This window comes from Pseudomonas sp. IzPS59, assembly GCF_014863505.1.
Lineage (GTDB): Bacteria > Pseudomonadota > Gammaproteobacteria > Pseudomonadales > Pseudomonadaceae > Aquipseudomonas > Aquipseudomonas kribbensis.
Genome location: NZ_CP062251.1, coordinates 5,545,224 through 5,562,956, shown reverse-complemented (window position 1 = coordinate 5,562,956; position 17,733 = coordinate 5,545,224). Strand labels below are relative to the sequence as shown.

Sequence of the window (17,733 nt, the reverse complement as noted above, 5' to 3'; positions counted from 1 at the left end):
GATACTGTTCAGCTTAGTTGCTCTTTATCGCTCCGTCGTTCAACGCAGCACTTTGCAATGCTTTTCTCGCCTGTTGCTTGCGCAGCAGCTGCCAGTGCGCAAGCACGGTTTTCGGCGCCCAGATCTGCGGCTCTGATGCTTCGAAGTTGTCTGCCAGTTCGCGTTCGGCGACAGTGGCCTTGGCCAGTTTGAAGGCTTGCTCCAGATCGTCGGTCTGGTTCAGCGCCTGGGCAAACAGGGCATCGCCGAAGTAGGTGAAGTTGGCTTCCTCGGAGCAGCCGAACGATACGCGGTCGGCACGGGAGGCGGTCATGATCAGCGTGCGTTCGTCCTTCAGTGCCGGAATGAAACCACCGGAATAGCACGAGGAGATGACAATGATCTTGTCGCGGTTCTTCAGCGGCGCGAGCACGGCGGCCAGTTCGTCGGCGGGCAGGTCGGCCAGTTCCATGCGCGGCTGGTCGAGGACCAGTTCGTGTTCGGCGGTGCCGTGGCTGGTCAGATAGATGAACACCAGGTCTTCCGGGCCAGTGCGTTCGGCCAGGGTCAGGGCGGCGCGGCGCAGGTTTTCGCGGGTGGCCATCGGCCTGTCGCCGAGATGGTCGCGATGGTTGACCAGGCGGATCTGGCCAAAGGCGCCGAATCGGCTGGCGAGCATGTTGGCCACGTAATCGGATTCGCGCAGGAACACACTTTGCTTGCCGTCGCCGCCGAGAGTCAGGGTGTACAACTCCACCGCCGGGGTCGAGGCCGGCACATTGGCCAGCGCATCGTCGAGCAGACGGCCCTGGGCCAGCAGGCCGAGTTCGAGGGTGTCGGGCAGCAACTTCCCATCGGCATCGCGCACGCGCTGACCGTTGATCCAGGTGCCGCTGAGTACGCTGCCGTCGGTCAGCACCAGGGTGCCCCGGCCCGCGTAGCTGTCGCTGTCGAAGCCGCCGATATAGAAACTGCCGTCGGACAGGTTCAAGCGGCCCTGGCCACTGAAACGCCAGTCGTTGAAGTAGCCAATGTAATGGCTGCCGTCGGCGCCGATCAGTTCGCCCTTGCCGGTCAGTGCGCCTTCCTTGAACTGGCCGAGCCAGACGTCGCCGTCGGCATTTTCGTAGCGGCCCTTGCCGTGCAGTTGATTGTTCTTGAAGCCGCCGACATAGATGTCACCGTCGGCGCTGTTGAAGGTGCCGTTGCCTTCTAGCTGACCGTTGATGAAATGGCCGCTGAACTGATTGCCGCTGGCGTCGCCGCGCTGGCCTTCACCGTTGGGTTTGCCGTGGGCGAACTGACCCTGATAGGAACTGCCGTCGTCGAGTTCCAGACGACCGAGGCCGGAATACTGGTCGTCCTTGAATTCGCCGCGATAGGTCATCGCGTTTTCCTTGAGGGTGCCTTCGCCCTCGCGCCGGCCGAGCTTGAAACCGCCGGTGTAGCTGCCGCCGTGAGTGGTCAGCGTGCCCTGGCCGTCGAACAGGCCTTGCTGGAAGTTGCCGCGATAGACCTCGCCATTGCTGCCGTGCCATTCGCCCTGGCCGTGCCACTGACCCTTGTCGAACGTGCCCGCGTACCAGCTGCCGTTCGGGTAGTCGACCCGGCCCTGGCCTTGCAGCAGGCCGTTGACCAGTTCGCCGCGATAGCGTCCGCCGTCGGGCAGGCGTGCGTCCGGGGGCAACAGCGATTCGCCGTCGCCGCAAGCGGTGAGCATCAGGGTCAGGGCAAGCGGTGCAAGAGCAGCAAGTTGGCGCATAGCGGGATCCGGGCAATTAGGCGACCGAGTATGCCGTAGCTATGTGACCTTAAACAGCCGGCAGAGAGGAGTGGATGCGAAACCGCGTGAGCCGTTTCGCATCCCGGCACTCAGACGAAGCAGAGTGACAGCGGTTCGGCGATGTAGGCCGGTTTGTCCGAGCCTTCGATCTCCAGGGTGGCGGTGGCCTTGAGCAGCCACTGGCCAGGTTTTTTCTCGGTCACTTCACCGAGGTCGACCTTGAGCCGGACCTTGGAGTTGACCTTGACCGGCTGGATGAAACGCACGCTGTCCAGGCCGTAGTTGACCACCATCTTCACGCCTTGCGGCAGGATCAGAATGTCTTCCATCAGTTTGGGGATCAGCGACAACGACAGGAAACCGTGTGCAATGGTGCTGCCAAATGGCGTTTGCGCGGCTTTGACCGGGTCGACATGGATGAACTGATAATCCCCGGTGGCTTCGGCGAACAGGTTGATGCGCTCCTGATCGATGGTGAGCCATTCGGAACGTCCGAGTTCCTTGCCGACATAATCTTTGAGCTCTGCAACTGGAACATAGGGCATTGAGACTCTCCTTGGGTTCATCGGTTTTATAGTTTTTCAGGTGGGGGATTTGACCGCCCTGCGAACCACTGTAGATCATCATGGCGATTTGCTCAGGTCAACCGACCATGCTTTTGGCGAATGCCGATCCATAGCGCAGGCGTGCTTATAATGCCGGGCCCGTGCTTGGCGGGATGTCGGACGGAGATGACGGATGTTGCTACGCGGCCTGACCATGCTGGTGCTGTTTCAATTGCTCGGCACGGCCCTCAATCATTTGCTGTTGCCGGTGCTGCCGGGGCCGATCATCGGCCTTTTGCTGTTGCTGGCGTTCCTGATCGTGCGCGGCGAAGTCGGCGAGCCGCTGAACCTCGCTGCCGGCAGTCTGTTGCGCTATTTGCCGTTGTTGCTGGTGCCGCCGGCGGTGGGTGTGATGGTTTACGCCACGGCGATTGCCGCGGATTTCTGGGCCATCGTCGGTGCGCTGGTGGTGTCGCTGATCCTGTCCATGGCCTTCGCCGGGGTGCTGATGCAACGGCTGGTCAAGCGTCACGCGCCGCATTCGGAGGAATCCTGATGCTGTTCGACTGGCACGGCGCCTGGGCTTCGGTGATTCACCATCCACTGTTCGGCATCGGCATCACCCTGGGCGCCTATCAACTGGTGCTGGCGGCGTTCGAGAAAACCCGCTGGATCTTCCTGCAACCGGTGCTGGTTTCCATGCTGCTGGTGATCGGTGTGCTGGTCGGTTGCGGCCTGACTTACGTCGAGTACCGCAAGAGCACCGAGATCCTCAGCATTCTGCTGGGCCCGGCGACCGTCGCGCTGGCGGTGCCGCTGTATCTGAACCTGCGGCGCATCCGCCAATTGTTCTGGCCGATTTTTACTACGCTGGTGATAGGCGGGGTGGTCGCCACGGGCATGGGCGTGGCGCTGGGCTGGTGGTTCGGTGCCGATCACATGATCCTGATGACCATGGCGCCCAAATCGGTGACCTCGCCGATCGCCATGCTGGTGGCCGAGCAGATCGGTGGCGTCGCGGCGCTGGCCGCGGTGTTCGTGTTGATCACCGGGGTGATCGGCGCGATCTTCGGTCCGGCCCTGCTGACCCGCCTCGGCGTGCACAGCCCGGAGGCGCGCGGCATGGCGCTGGGCATGACGGCGCATGCGGTCGGTACGTCGGTGGCGTTGCAGGAAAGTGACGAGTGTGGCGCCTTCGCGGCACTGGCGATGAGTCTGATGGGCGTAGCCACGGCGGTGTTCCTGCCGTTGGCGGTGTCGATGGTGGTGTAAGGAAATGTCTATGAGTCTGCCGCTTTTTCCGCTGAACACGGTGCTGTTTCCCGGCTGCAATCTGGATTTGCAGATCTTCGAGGCGCGCTACCTGGATATGATCGGCCGCTGCATGAAGCAGGGCGGCGGGTTCGGTGTGGTGTGCATCCTCGAAGGCCATGAAGTCGGCGCTGCCCCTGAAGGTTTCGCCATGGTCGGTTGCGAAGCGCGGATCACTGATTTCCAGCAGCAGGACAACGGGCTGCTGGGCATTCGGGTGCAGGGCGGGCGCCGCTTTCTGGTGCAACGAACCGAAGTGCAGCGTGATCAACTGATCTTGGCCGAGGTCGAGTGGCTGGACGAAGAACCCGAGCAACCCTTGCAGGATGAAGACGCCGACCTGGTGGCCTTGCTCAAGGCCCTCGCCGAGCACCCGATGGTCGAGGCGCTGAACATGGGCATCGAGGCGGCAGGGCAGCAGTCGCTGGCCAATCAACTGGCGTACCTGTTGCCGTTCGCCGAGGAGGACAAGATCGACCTGCTGCAACTCGACGACCCGCAGCAGCGCCTGGATGCGATCCAGGCGCTGCTCGACGAGTTGCAGGGCGAACTGTTCGCCTGAAGCGGTTTATTCGGGCCAGACGATATCGTTGGCGAACCACTCCTGGCCCGGGTCCAGTGTCAGGGTCGGCTTGCCTGCCAGGGCAACCTTGTCGATCAGGGCGTCATACTCATGCCGGTTGAATGCACCACTGTGGGTGCGCTCTTCAATGGAGTCGCCGTATTTTGCCTGCTGACTGATGTCATCGACCTTCGCTGCCCGAGTGAGCGTTGAGTCGAGCAGCCAAAGACGTTGCGACTCGATGCCCCGCTTCGAGGTCGATATCAGTGCTTCGAGTTCGTCGTCGGGAAACCATGCACCTTTGCGGGTTGCAGCGTCATTGAGGACGTGGTTTTCCTCCCTGAGAACAACCTCCATGTTTCTCGTGTCGATCACGTACGCGAATACAAGCTGCTGATTGTGGCGGATTGTTTCGTAGTTGCGCTCGGCGTCCAGCTCCACGTCGGATACATCAGACCAGTCGTTGTCCGATTCGCCCGGCTCGACGTCCGGCTCGCCGGGCTTTCTGCCGGGGTATTTGTTTTTCTGGTTGTTGTAGCGCAGGTAATCCGGGTCGGGGGACCCTATGCCGTTGTGGGCGTATGCTTTGACCAGTTGAAGACTTACCGTCGCGCTGATCGGTTTCTCCGTTGTCGCACCACGGGGATGCTTCAGGCGCGGCAACATCCGATCGTCGTTATAGAACTCGAAAGGCGTGCGCTCATCAGCCCTGAACAGCCCCGGAATGTCCTTGCGATACAGGCAACCACTGATGTTGCGCAAATAACCCAGCTTCGCACGAAAAGCCTCCAGAAACTCTGCGCTGACACTTTCATCGAAGTCGCCAAGATCGCGGGGCAGCAGCTTGCCGTTTCGCAATGGCAGCAGCAGCGGTTCGATTTCCTGGTGGAGTGCATCGAAGCGGGTCGGATCGTCTACGTCCATTGAGCGAAGCTTGTGGCTGTCCGCCCAGCGGGGAAGCATCAAAGGATTGGTGATCAGATCGTCGCGCAATCGCACGTGCTGGCGGGGGGAGAGGTTGTAGGAGCGCAGCAGTACGACACGTTCACCGTGGGTCATTTGTGGATACAGCCGCTTGAAGTGCTCGTTCAACAACTCGGTGGTGGCGGCCTTCAAGTGTATCGGTAGCGGTTCGGGTGAAGGTTGCTTGCTCGATACAACCGCTGCGCCGTCAGAGTCCGTCGGGTGCGGTCGTTTCAGTGGTCTCGACAGGCTCCACGTGGTTTCACCTGTATTTCGGTGGAGGGCCGGGCCGGGCGCGAGTTTCCTGTAAGGATCCATTGCCCGGTAAGTGCCCAGGCTGTCATCGAACTCGACGTACACCGTGCCGATCTCTTTTACATCGACGAACTGGCGCCCGACGATGTAACGCAGGCCTTCTTCGTTGGCCGGTTGCATGTTGCGCAACAGTCCGGGGCTCAACAGGTAGCCGTTCAGGCTCGTGGGAGTTTGCCGGGAGCCCCCAGGCAAATCCGATATCTGTACACGTGGCTGTTCGGATGTGCCGGCGGGTGGCGGGGTATGCCCCGGGTTTTGACCGCGTGAAGTGAACGGTTCGGGCGATTGATGTTGCGGCGGCTGTGGAAAGAGTGGCCGTAACCGGGGTGGTTGAGCGAGCGGGTCGACAGGCGTGTTTGGCCTGACAGGACCGGGTGGCGCGGGTGGTTTGGGTCGCATGGTGTCATTCCTTGACGATGATCAGGTGCTCAATCGGTATCGAACGGGACGGAGCACTTTCCGAGCTCCAGAAACGGGTGTTGGTGTTGTAGAAGATCCTGCCGGGAGTCCCGTCGCGCAGACGAATATTTCGTACCTGCACATGGTGTGTCTCGAGTTCGTCGCGTTGTTGATGATCAGCGATGTCCTGGATGATTGCCTGAACCGATGAATAGGAGTGGGCATCCACGGCATAGAGGCCGATCACCTCGAACAAGGCGTTGATCCGGTAACGGTTCCCTGACGAGACCACCACGTCGACAGTCTCCAGTGGAAACGCCGGGTCGTTGCTGTCCGGCAGGTAAATCCGGATGCTGCCGATCTTCAGCAGGTTGTCCTTGATGGCAAGGTCGCGCGAGGTGATCTGTTCCGGCAGATGCTGTGTGTGCACGTGCCAGGTAGATGACCCTGAAATGCTGGCGTCTGCCTCGGCGGTGGACAGTCGAATGGAGAGGTGGCTGGCAGGAAACAGCTCGTAAGTCGAGGATCGTCCTTCCAGCCAGTAGGTCGCATGGTGCTCGGCAATGCGATAATCGACCCGTTGCGGGGTTGTCTTCAAGGTGCGTTTTTCGATGGAAGGCCGGACGAAAATGTATCGGCCTGCTCGCTCACGCAGCGAGGTGCGGCTTTGCACAACGGTGTAGCCCGGATTTTTCGCATCGTTGAAATAGGTGGGGCGTGGGAAATCGAGGTGATAGGAAATCCCGTCGCGCATGACCAGAGTCAAGGGATGATTCATTTGCCATCCGGAGGACATGATTCCGGCTCCCATGTCGCTTTTCTTGCCCGGATTTTCTCTGGCGATACCGTGCAACGAGAGTAATCCGCCGTGCTGGCCGAAAGTGATGGTGAAGTGAATATTCGAATAGTGGAGAAACGTGAACGCATCGGATTTCGTTTTTGCAACGGTATAGATGGCCCGGACCTCGTCGACTTCCGTGCTGTCGCGATCGACATAAAGTGTGCTCCGGGCGGGTTTGTCGTTCTGATCTGCCACCAGGATCGTGTGATAGACATCGCGGGAAACGAAGTAGTACGAGTGCGCATTGCCCGAAAGCCGGTAAGGGCGATCGTTGACCGGTACCGGCAAAGCCTTGGGGATGCCGGCAGTCAGAACGCTGACACTCACCGACGGATCGTTCAGGCCCGTGATTTCGGCAGGCCACTCCGGTTGCAGGTGGTAACCGTCCTGGGTGACGAACGTCCATTTGTCATTGCGCAACGAGCGCTTGCCGTCGACGGACCGGTACACCGCTTCGAGAATCAGTTCCCGTTGTGGCGAGCGCACGTCGTCGTCGCGCAGTGATTCGATCACCAGTGCGTCATTGCGGATGTACCAGCGCTGGATGGCTTCGGCCGGTACCCCCAGATAGACCTTGCTGGGTTCCTGGCCATCTTCGCTGATGGAAACGTGGCGACTCATCGGATCAAGCTGATAGGTATCGCTGCCAGGGCCGCCATCGACCGTGACATGCAGGCCGCGCACGGAAATCTGGTCATCCCCGGCACCGGCCTCGACGCGGTCGTTGCCGTTGGCGGCGATGATGTCCGCCAGATCGGAGCCGGTCACGCGATTGACCGCGCCGGCGAGCGTCTCGACCTTTTCGATGGACCTGAGCGTCGAGTGCTGCATCGGTTCGAGTTTCGGGTCTACAGGACGCAACGACAGCGCGCCGTTTTTCAGGTCGATGTCATAGCCGAGGTGACGCGGCGGGTCGGGAAGGTGATCCAGATGCCTGTGCGTGCCTTGCAGCCATAACATATCGATACCGTCTCCTCCCGACAACTCGCTCACCTTGATCGGGTCGTATGAAAGAGCTTCGGAGGCCGACTGAAAAATAAAGGAGTCACCCTTGTCGCCGCCATGCAGTACTTTACTGCCGGTGCCATAGCTGAAGAAGTTGGCTTTATTCTGCACACCTTGTACGGCGTCATGGCCGCCGCCGAGACTCCAGAACACACCCTTGGCCGGATCACTTTTTACTTTGGAGAGGATGGAATCCGATGTCGGCAGGCCACCCCTCGCGTCGTAAACGTCATCGGTGTCAACGATGACCGGCAGGTTTTCGGTCTTGTACGGCGACTCGTCCTTGTTCCACTGGTAGTAATAGAGGCGAGTGGGCTGCAGTCGGACCTCGAACCGGCCATTGACGATTACGTCGACGCTCTCCTTGAATTCATTGTCGAGCCAGGCGAGGCTTCGGGTCTTAAGGGCCTTGGCATAGTCGGCGATGGTCTTGGCAATCAGATAGCGATCCATCAGCGCCCTGTCCTGATCCTGACCTGTGAATGCGAACCAGCCAGCACGCCAGCGTTCGTTCACGGTCAGTTCGATGTAGTCGTCAATGTCGTCGACCGCCCGGACGGCGCCATAGATTTTCGCCCCGACAATCATGATTGCGGCGGCGGCGATACCCACCGGGCCTGCCGCCTGGAATCCCGCTAGTGCTGCGCAGCCAAGGGCCAGGGACAACGCGCCACTGAATACGCTCAGTCCGCCGGTGACATACAGGTCCTGAGCTTCCTTGCCCTGGGCCTTGGCCGCATCGTTGAAGGATTTGATGGCGGTATAGATATCGAAGGGCAGCGTCAGCACGCTGGCAATCAACCCGGCTCCGCGACACAGCCACTTGCCCATGGAGGTCTTGCCGAATTGCTCGAAGGCCATGGACCCCTGGCGGATCATATGCTCGCCGGTCTTGCTCAGGGCGTACTCGACCCCTAGTGAAGTGATCTCCGAGAGACCACCGCCAACGTTGATCAGCGCTTCAGCCGTGTCACCTTTCTTCAGTGCGTCGATGGCGCCGATGTAAGCGCTGTAGAGTCCGTACGCCTGCATCCCGACTCCCATGCTGGCCATCCCGCGGCTTTTGGTTTTATCGACCCAGTCCGGTAAGTGTTCGGGCAACGGATCTCGACGAATGTCCAGGCGTTGGGTGGCATTCAGCAACTGATTGATCTTGTTCATGGCCTCCGCGAATTCACTGGTGGGTATCTCACGCATGAGTGGCGGGGCATCGGGAGAGCGCTGGGTGACGATTTCGTACAGCAGGGGCGGGATCTGAGTGTTTTCCGGTGAAGGAACGGATCTCATGCGCTGTTCGATCTGAGCCGTATCGAACTCCAATGCATCGAGGAAGGCTTGATCAGGCTCGGAAAAGTAGGTGTTGGTCGCCGAGAGGGTTTTCCCGTCGATTCGGCCGCCCAAGGCCTGGAGCGTCTGGCGGCTGACGCTGAATTCTCCGATGCGCAGAGGGCCGAACAGGGTATCGAGATCCGCGAGCCCGGGTTTTTGGCCCGAGGTCTGAAGGAGCGGTTCGGGGGGGATGTTCAGGTCGGATATTTTGATCGGAGCCGACGGTCGGTCAGTCCGTGAAACAGGGTTCAGTTGATTGGTCAAAGTCATGGTTCTTTTCACAAGTCCGTTTGTGGTGCTGCTGCCGGAATGTGGCATGGGGCACGGACTTGTTCATGAGCATTTGCTTTGCCAAATGTTTGATGACGCTCATCGGCGCCGGGTGCACCGATGAGCGTTGAGCGTGGGCTCAGTAGGCATATCGCAACAAGGTGTGTGGCAAATGCCGCAGCACAAAGAAACCGAACAGGGCGACCAGCGCCGGCAACACTAGCCACCAGACTTTCTGCGGCATCGCTTCAAGGGGCGAGCGGCGCTGAATCAGCCACAGGCTCGCTGCGCAGACACAGGCGGCGAGCATGGCGCCGGCCAGGACATCCGTCGGCCAGTGCGCCCCCAGATACACCCGCGACAGCGCAATCGCCAGCGCCGGAATGCAGCCGATCAACAGCCAGGTCAGGCGCAGTCTTGGAGGTTGCCCGCGTCCGGCCAGCACGGCGAGGGTCAGGAACAGCGCGAACGATCCGGACGCATGGCCGCTGGGCATGCTGTAACTGGTGATCGGGTCGGTCAGCACTTCCGGGCGCACCCGGGCGAAAAACAGTTTGGTTCCGGTGTTGGCCAGCGCGGTGACGAGCAGGGTACTGCCGGCGAAGATCGCCTGACGCCACTGGCGGCACAGCAGCAACAGGCCGGTCAGCAAAATGCTGAACACCAGCATGTTGCGGAATTCGCCGATCAGGGTGAAAACCACTGCGACCTCGTCGAGCAGCGCGCTGCGGTGTTCCTGCACGAGGGTCATGACGCCCTGGTCGAGCGCGGTCAGATACGGATAACCGATGAACAGCGCGATCAGGATCAACAGGCTCATGCTGCTGATCCAGATCGTCGCCCGGCGATGACGGCGCAGGCTGCTGTTGGCGCTCAGGCCGACCATCACCGCAATGCTGGCGGCGACAATCCCGGCCTGCAGCCAGAAACCTTCCGGCAATGGCAGACGAATCGCCGCCCCGGTGGCCCAGCCCGGCAGCAGGTAGGCGATGCTCCAGCCCGCCGCAGCCAGCAGGCTGACGGCAACGAAGCGCGGGAAGGGCATGTCGCACATCCCGGCTACCATCGGCAACATCGGTCGTAACGGGCCGATGAAGCGCCCGACCAGCAGACTGGCGATACCGTAACGCTGGAAGTAGGTTTCCGCGCCGGCCATCCATTCCGGGTGATGGCGCAGGCCCGGCAGGCGCCGGATGTTCTGGTGGAAGTGGCGGCCGAGGAAATACGACACCAGGTCGCCGAGAATCCCCCCGAGAAAGCCCAGCAACAGGGTTTCGCTCAGCGACAGCGCACCGCTGCCGGCAAGTGCCGCCACGGCGAACAGCAACACCGTGCCGGGAACGATGATCCCGGCAATCGCCAGGCACTCGACAAAGGCCACGATGAACACCGCAGCAGCCAGCCACTGCGGATTGGCAGCCAGCCACCCGGTCACGCTATCGAGCCATGGGCCCATACAACACACTCCATTTCATTGATGTCCCTGGTCGGCGTAGCGCAGAGGGGAAGTTCACAGCAGAAAATAATCGCGTCCTTCGACCTGGCCCCGGCGCAGCGGGTTCCGGGTGCACCACTGGGCGTAGGCTGCATCGACAAAGCGATACATCAAATGCTCGTCACGCCCATGGGGGATGCCCAGGCGGGTGGTCTGGATGATGTGGCCAGGGGCTGGGCCGGTGTCTTCCACCAGCAGTATCTCGTGGTCGAAACGCTTTGCATCCCACACCGGCACTTTCAACCCCAGGGCTTTGCACAGCAGTGTCTGCCCGGCGCAAAGCTTTTGCGACGGTCGCGGGCGGCCCTGAGCATCGGGATTGTTCAGCAGCATCTGCGCCAGACTGGCCGGGCCGCTGATCTCATCGACCCATGGATAGGCCGATTTGATCAGCACCGCATTGCCAGGACCCTGCGCGCTGAAGTTCAGCGAATCGCCGCCACGGGCGTAGTACATATAGATGTGGCCGCCATCCAGAAACAAAGCCTTACGCTTTTCCGTGTAGCCGAGGGAAGCGTGGCTGCCTTTTTCTTCGCAGTAATACGCTTCGGTTTCGATGATCCGGGCGCTGAGCCACAGGTCACCGACCCGGTGGCGGATGACTTTGCCCAGCAGATCGCGGGCAAGCGTCTGGGCGTCACGGTCGAAAAAAGCGTCCGGAAGGCCCAGCGGCAGGCGCTCGGCACGGGCGCGAACGGTCAGGTTGGACATGGCAAACGGGGTTTATCCAGGCGAAAGAGGTCGTGATGATAACAATCCGAGCCTTAATTACGGCTGAACATCGGCAAATCGCCGTCCATTTCGACCATCCGCCCGTCACCGCTGTTAGTCCCGGGACGCGACAGCTATAATCTGCCGCTTTCCTCTTTGCCAAGACCCCAGCAGACCATGACTGAGTCCGTTCTTGACTACATGACCCGATTGGGTCGCGCCGCCCGCGAAGCTTCCCGGGTCATCGGCCGTGCCAGCACCGCGCAGAAAAACCGCGCCCTGCTGGCTGCCGCCAATGCGCTGGACGCCGCCCGTGCCGAGCTTGCGGCAGCCAATGAACAGGATCTGGCCGCCGGCCGCGCCAACGGTCTGGAGCCTGCACTGCTGGAGCGCCTGGAGCTGACCCCGGCCCGCATCGACGGGATGATCGTTGGTCTGCGCCAGGTGGCGGCCCTGCCGGATCCGGTCGGTGCGATCCGCGACATGAGCTTCCGTCCGTCGGGCATTCAGGTCGGCAAGATGCGCGTGCCGCTGGGCGTGATCGGGATCATCTACGAATCCCGTCCGAACGTGACCATCGACGCCGCGAGCCTGTGCCTGAAGTCCGGTAACGCGACCATCCTGCGTGGCGGATCCGAGGCGATTCATTCCAACCGTGCGATTGCCGCCTGCATCCAGCGCGGTCTGGCCGAAGCCGAACTGCCGGCCGCCGTGGTGCAAGTGGTGGAAACCACCGACCGCGCCGCCGTTGGCGCCCTGATCACCATGCCCGAGTACGTCGATGTAATCGTGCCGCGCGGTGGCCGTGGCCTGATCGAGCGCATCAGTCGCGACGCCCGGGTGCCGGTGATCAAGCATCTGGACGGCATCTGCCACGTCTATGTCAGCGAACATGCCGACCTGCCGAAGGCCCAGCGCATTGCCTTCAATGCCAAGACCTATCGTTATGGCATCTGTGGCGCGATGGAGACCCTGCTGGTCGATCAAAGTGTTGCGAAGGATTTCCTGCCGTCGATGGCCAGACAGTTCCGCGAAAAAGGCGTCGAGCTGCGTGGTTGCGAGCGCACCCGGGCGATCATCGAGGCGGTCGCGGCGACTGAAGAAGACTGGGGCACCGAGTATCTGGCGCCGATTCTGTCGATCCGCGTGGTCGACGGTCTGGACCAGGCCATCGAGCACATCAACCATTTCGGCTCTCACCACACCGATTCGATCGTCAGCGAAAACCTCGCCGACACCCGGCAGTTCGTGGCCGAAGTCGACTCGGCATCGGTGATGATCAACACCCCGACCTGCTTCGCCGATGGATTCGAATACGGATTGGGTGCCGAGATCGGCATTTCTACTGATAAGCTGCACGCCCGTGGCCCGGTGGGCCTCGAAGGACTGACCTGCGAGAAGTACGTCGTGGTCGGTGATGGCCAGTTGCGCGGCCAGGCGACGGTCTGACTTGTCCGACCTCGACCCGAAAGCGCCGAAATCCGGCAGGAAGTCTCGCCCCAGACGCATTGGCGTCCTGGGCGGAACCTTCGATCCGGTGCATGTCGGCCATTTGCGCGGCGCGCTGGAAGTCGCCGATGCGCTGGCGCTCGATGAGCTGCGCATGATGCCCAGCGCCCGGCCGCCCCATCGCGATACCCCGCAGGTGTCGGCGCAGGATCGGCTGGCAATGGTCGAGTGTGCGGTGGCCGGTGTGCCGCCGCTGGTGGTGGACGCCCGCGAGTTGCAGCGGGACAAACCGTCCTGGACCATCGATACCCTGGAGTCGCTGCGCGCTGAACTGGCCGCCGAGACCCAGGTTTTTCTGCTTTTGGGCTGGGACGCATTTTGCGGCCTGCCCACTTGGCACCGCTGGGAGGAGTTGCTCCAGCATTGCCACATCCTGGTGCTACAGCGCCCGGACGCCGACAGCGAACCGCCGGATGCCTTGCGCAACCTGCTGGCAGCGCGTTCGGTGAGCGACCCGCTGGCCCTGAAAGGGCCGAGCGGACAGATTGCATTCGTCTGGCAGACACCGCTCGCGGTCTCCGCCACCCAGATCCGTCAACTGCTGGCCAGCGGTAAGTCGGTACGTTTCCTGGTGCCCGACGCGGTCCTGGCCTACATCGATGCGCACGGTCTGTACCGTGCGTCGAACTGAACAAGGCGTGCTCGAGTAACACGATCATCGTGGGACGAGCCGCCGAATACATGAGCAAAACGAGTTTTATATGACTGACAAAGACCAAACCAAAGTAAAGCGCAAAGGCACGTTCAAGAGCGCTCCGCTGCCGGAAGTCGCCAACACCAACGAGCCGCTGAAAGGCGACGAGCTGGTCAAGGTGGCCGTGGCCGCCCTGGAAGACGTCAAGGCCCAGGACATCCAGATCATCGATGTGCGCGACAAGCAGAGCATCACTGACTACATGATCATCGCCACCGGTACGTCCAACCGTCAGATCAACGCGATGCTGGACAAGGTTCGCGAAGAAGTGAAAAAGCAGGGCGCCAAGCCGCTGGGCGAAGAAGGCAAGGGCGACAGCGACTGGGTGCTGCTGGACCTGGACCTGGTGATCGTGCACATGATGACCGCCTCGGCCCGTCAGTTCTACGACCTGGAGCGCCTGTGGGCCGGTGCCGAGCAGAGCCGTGCGGCAGACGCCAAGCACCACAGCCCGGAAAACACCCACGAGCACTTCACCAAGCTCAACAAAGACCAGCTGTAAGGGAAGCGCTGTGCGACTGCGACTGATCGCCGTCGGTTCACGCATGCCCAAGTGGGTGGAAGAAGGCTGGCATGAATATGCCAAGCGTCTTCCGTCCGAGCTGGCGCTGGAACTGGTGGAAATTCCGCTCAATACCCGTGGCAAGAATGCCGACGTGGCCCGCTTCATCCGTCAGGAAGGCGAAGCCATGCTGGCCAAGGTCGGGCACAACGAGCGGATCGTCACTCTCGAAGTGCACGGCAAGCCCTGGAGCACGGAGCAGCTGGCGGTCGAACTCGACCGTTGGCGGCTGGACTCGCGCACGGTCAATTTCATGGTCGGCGGCCCGGAAGGGCTGGCGCCGGAAGTCTGTGCCCGCGCCGACCAGCGCTGGTCGTTGTCGCCGTTGACGCTGCCGCACCCGTTGGTGCGCATCCTCATCGGCGAGCAGTTGTATCGTGCCTGGACCGTGTTGTCCGGCCACCCTTACCACAAGTAATCCTGCCCTCATGTCCCAGCCGATCCGCATCAAGGACCACGAAAAAGACGCCCGCCTGGTGCGTAGCCGCGTCGTGTTCGGGGCCATTGCGGTGGTGCTGCTGATCTGTGTGCTGATTGCCCGGCTGTATTTCCTGCAAGTGATCCAGTACGAGTATCACTCGACTCTTTCGGAAAACAACCGCGTCCATGTCCAGCCGATCCCGCCGACCCGTGGCCTGATTTACGACCGCAACGGCGTGGTGGTGGCGGATAACCGTCCGAGCTTCAGCCTGAGCATGACCCGCGAGCGCTCCGGCGACTGGCAGCAGGTACTCGATGTGATCGTCGAGGTGCTGGAGCTGACACCGGAAGACCGGGTGATCTTCGAAAAGCGCATGCGTCAGGGGCGCCGGCCGTTCGAGCCGGTGCCGATCCTGTTCGAGCTGACCGAAGAGCAGATCGCCCGGATCGCGGTGAACCAGTTCCGCCTGCCGGGCGTGGAAGTGGTCGCGCAATTGGTGCGTCACTACCCGCAAGGCGCGCATTTTGCGCACTCGGTGGGGTACATGGGGCGGATCAACGAGAAAGAGCTGAAGACCCTCGATCCGGTCAACTACAGCGGCACCCACCACATCGGCAAGACCGGCATCGAGCGCTTCTACGAAGCCGAGCTGCACGGCCAGGTAGGTTACGAAGAGGTCGAGACCAACGCCCGGGGCCGCGTACTGCGGGTGCTCAAGCGTACCGATCCTGTGCCGGGCAAGGACATCGTCCTGAGCCTCGACATCAAATTGCAGGAAGCCGCCGAAGCCGCACTGGGCGGGCGACGCGGCGCAGTGGTGGCGCTTGACCCGAACACCGGTGAAGTGCTGGCGATGGTCAGTCAGCCGAGCTTCGACCCGAACCTGTTCGTCACCGGCATCAGCTTCAAGGCTTACGCCGAACTGCGCGATTCCATCGACCGGCCGCTGTTCAACCGCGTGTTGCGCGGCCTGTACCCGCCGGGCTCGACGATCAAGCCGGCGGTGGCGATTGCCGGTCTGGACGCGGGCGTGGTGACGGCGTCGAGCCGGGTGTTCGACCCGGGTTACTACATGCTGCCCAACTACGATCACAAATACCGCAACTGGAACCGCACCGGGGACGGCTTCGTCGACCTCGACACGGCGATCATGCGGTCCAACGACACCTACTTCTATGACCTGGCGCACAAGCTCGGCATCGACCGGCTGTCGGCGTACATGAACAAGTTCGGCATCGGCCAGAAGGTCTCGCTGGACATGTTCGAAGAATCCCCCGGCCTGATGCCGTCCCGCGAATGGAAACGTGCCACCCGCAAGCAGGCATGGTTCCCGGGCGAAACCCTGATTCTCGGGATCGGCCAGGGCTACATGCAGTCGACCCCGTTGCAACTGGCCCAGGCCACCGCACTGGTGGCCAACAAAGGGGTGTGGAACCGTCCGCACCTGGCCAAGACCATCGAGGGCGAGAAGCCCAAGGATGAAAACCCGATGCCGGACATCGTCCTGCGCGATCCGTCGGACTGGACCAAGGTCAACCACGGCATGCAGCAGGTGATGCACGGTGCCCGGGGTACCGCGCGCAAGGCATCGATCGGCGCGCAATACCGGATCGCCGGCAAGTCGGGTACGGCCCAGGTGGTCGCGATCAAACAAGGCGAGAAATACGACCGCTCCAAAGTGCAGGAGCGCCACCGCGACCACGCCCTGTTCGTCGGTTTTGCACCGGCCGACAACCCGAAAATCGTGGTGTCGGTGATGGTCGAGAACGGTGAGTCCGGTTCCGGCGTCGCCGCGCCCGTGGTGCGTCAGGTGATGGACGCCTGGCTGCTGGATCAGGACGGACGCTTGAAGGCCGAATACGCCAGCCCAATCAGTGCGGAGGCTACGGCCCGTGAAGAATAATTTCGATCGCATGCTCTCCAGCGAGGATGTGATGCGTCGCCGCGCGACGCTGTTGCAACGCCTGCATATCGACGGACCCTTGCTGGTCCTGCTACTGATCCTCGCCGCCGGCAGCCTGTTCGTGCTGTATTCGGCCAGCGGCAAGAGCTGGGACCTGCTGGCCAAACAGGCCACGTCGTTCGGCATCGGCCTGGTGTCGATGATCGTCATTGCCCAGTTCGAACCACGGTTCATGGCTCGTTGGGTGCCGCTCGGCTATGTGGTCGGGGTGGTGCTGCTGATGGTGGTGGACATCATGGGCCACAACGCCATGGGCGCGACCCGCTGGATCAACATTCCCGGGGTGATCCGCTTCCAGCCATCGGAGTTCATGAAAATCCTGATGCCGGCGACCATCGCCTGGTACCTGTCCAAGCGCACGCTGCCGCCGCAGCTCAAGCATGTCGGAATCAGCCTGATGTTGATCGGTGTGCCGTTCATTCTGATCGTGCGTCAGCCGGATCTGGGCACGTCGCTGCTGATTCTGGCTGGCGGTGCGTTCGTGCTGTTCATGGGCGGATTGCGCTGGCGCTGGATCCTCAGCGTGCTGGCCGCTGCCGTACCCGTGGCGATCGCCATGTGGTTCTTCATCATGCACGACTATCAGAAGCAACGGATCCTGACCTTCCTCGACCCCGAAAGTGATCCGCTGGGCACCGGCTGGAACATCATTCAGTCGAAGGCTGCCATCGGTTCCGGCGGCGTGTTCGGCAAGGGCTGGCTGCTGGGCACCCAGTCGCACCTGGACTTCCTGCCGGAAAGCCACACCGACTTCATCATCGCGGTGCTGGGCGAAGAGTTCGGCCTGGTGGGTATCTGCGCGCTGTTGCTGATCTATCTGCTGCTGATCGGTCGCGGTCTGGTGATTACCGCCCAGGCGCAGACGCTGTTCGGCAAATTGCTCGCCGGCGCCTTGACCATGACGTTTTTTGTTTATGTTTTCGTCAACATCGGTATGGTCAGTGGCCTGTTGCCGGTGGTGGGGGTGCCGTTGCCGTTCATTAGCTACGGCGGAACTTCGCTGGTGACGCTGCTGTCAGCGTTTGGGGTTTTGATGTCGATCCATACGCATCGCAAGTGGATCGCACAGGTTTGAA

15 protein-coding genes are annotated in these 17,733 nt (G+C 61.5%); 9 read left to right on the top strand and 6 right to left on the bottom strand.

The genetic code is table 11. From position 1 onward, the window contains the following. Positions 1-13 precede the first annotated feature (13 nt). Complete coding sequence (locus IF189_RS24965; RefSeq protein ID WP_134828223.1) at positions 14-1,741, bottom strand: C13 family peptidase; 1,728 nt, start codon at positions 1,739-1,741, stop codon at positions 14-16. A gap of 110 nt (positions 1,742-1,851) precedes the next feature. Beyond that, positions 1,852-2,307, bottom strand: coding sequence for a MaoC family dehydratase (locus IF189_RS24960; RefSeq protein WP_007909575.1), 456 nt, complete (start codon positions 2,305-2,307; stop codon positions 1,852-1,854). A 193-nt stretch (positions 2,308-2,500) separates the two neighbouring features. Here IF189_RS24960 and IF189_RS24955 point away from each other — a divergent pair, with 193 nt between their 5' ends. The 3 genes from IF189_RS24955 to IF189_RS24945 are packed head-to-tail and all read left to right on the top strand — an operon-like array spanning position 2,501 to position 4,180. Beyond that, positions 2,501-2,863 (top strand): CidA/LrgA family protein, encoded by a 363-nt coding sequence (locus IF189_RS24955; protein ID WP_039771873.1) that lies wholly within the window; start codon positions 2,501-2,503, stop codon positions 2,861-2,863. Next, positions 2,863-3,579 (top strand): LrgB family protein, encoded by a 717-nt coding sequence (locus IF189_RS24950; protein WP_085712292.1) that lies wholly within the window; start codon positions 2,863-2,865, stop codon positions 3,577-3,579. The genes IF189_RS24955 and IF189_RS24950 overlap by 1 nt, the downstream gene beginning before the upstream one ends. 10 nt (positions 3,580-3,589) lie before the next feature. Next, on the top strand, positions 3,590-4,180 hold the full coding sequence (locus IF189_RS24945; protein ID WP_134828221.1) for an LON peptidase substrate-binding domain-containing protein: 591 nt from the start codon (positions 3,590-3,592) through the stop codon (positions 4,178-4,180). 6 nt (positions 4,181-4,186) lie between these two features. Here the strand turns inward: IF189_RS24945 and IF189_RS24940 are convergent, their stop codons facing one another. The 4 genes from IF189_RS24940 to IF189_RS24925 all read right to left on the bottom strand — a co-directional run bounded on the left by IF189_RS24940 (position 4,187) and on the right by IF189_RS24925 (position 11,508). Next, the gene (locus tag IF189_RS24940) at positions 4,187-5,578 is read right to left on the bottom strand and encodes a hypothetical protein (RefSeq protein ID WP_225739921.1); all 1,392 of its coding nucleotides are present in this window, start codon (positions 5,576-5,578) and stop codon (positions 4,187-4,189) included. A gap of 283 nt (positions 5,579-5,861) precedes the next feature. Continuing rightward, a complete protein-coding gene (locus tag IF189_RS24935) occupies positions 5,862-9,302 on the bottom strand; it encodes a calcium-binding protein (RefSeq protein WP_225739920.1) in 3,441 nt (1,146 codons plus the stop codon). 139 nt (positions 9,303-9,441) lie between these two features. Beyond that, positions 9,442-10,758, bottom strand: a complete 1,317-nt coding sequence (locus tag IF189_RS24930; RefSeq protein WP_134828219.1) for a bifunctional DedA family/phosphatase PAP2 family protein — start codon at positions 10,756-10,758, stop codon at positions 9,442-9,444. A 54-nt stretch (positions 10,759-10,812) separates the two neighbouring features. Further along, a complete protein-coding gene (locus IF189_RS24925) occupies positions 10,813-11,508 on the bottom strand; it encodes a DNA-3-methyladenine glycosylase (RefSeq protein WP_114885744.1) in 696 nt (231 codons plus the stop codon). Positions 11,509-11,685: 177 nt separating this feature from the next. Here IF189_RS24925 and IF189_RS24920 point away from each other — a divergent pair, with 177 nt between their 5' ends. From IF189_RS24920 to rodA, 6 genes are all read left to right on the top strand, one after another. Further along, complete coding sequence (locus tag IF189_RS24920; RefSeq protein WP_119428894.1) at positions 11,686-12,957, top strand: glutamate-5-semialdehyde dehydrogenase; 1,272 nt, start codon at positions 11,686-11,688, stop codon at positions 12,955-12,957. Next, complete coding sequence (gene nadD / locus IF189_RS24915; RefSeq protein ID WP_085712285.1) at positions 12,926-13,648, top strand: nicotinate-nucleotide adenylyltransferase; 723 nt, start codon at positions 12,926-12,928, stop codon at positions 13,646-13,648. Before IF189_RS24920 ends, nadD begins: the two co-directional genes overlap by 32 nt. Positions 13,649-13,718: 70 nt before the next feature. Continuing rightward, a complete protein-coding gene (gene rsfS / locus IF189_RS24910) occupies positions 13,719-14,213 on the top strand; it encodes a ribosome silencing factor (RefSeq protein WP_085712284.1) in 495 nt (164 codons plus the stop codon). A 10-nt stretch (positions 14,214-14,223) separates the two neighbouring features. Beyond that, entirely contained in the window at positions 14,224-14,691 is a 468-nt protein-coding gene (gene rlmH, locus IF189_RS24905) for a 23S rRNA (pseudouridine(1915)-N(3))-methyltransferase RlmH (protein ID WP_011063671.1), read from the top strand. 10 nt (positions 14,692-14,701) lie between these two features. Beyond that, the gene (mrdA, locus tag IF189_RS24900; RefSeq protein WP_085712283.1) at positions 14,702-16,597 is read left to right on the top strand and encodes a penicillin-binding protein 2; all 1,896 of its coding nucleotides are present in this window, start codon (positions 14,702-14,704) and stop codon (positions 16,595-16,597) included. A gap of 31 nt (positions 16,598-16,628) precedes the next feature. Then, on the top strand, positions 16,629-17,732 hold the full coding sequence (gene rodA, locus IF189_RS24895) for a rod shape-determining protein RodA (RefSeq protein WP_085712360.1): 1,104 nt from the start codon (positions 16,629-16,631) through the stop codon (positions 17,730-17,732). Position 17,733: the final 1 nt, after the last annotated feature.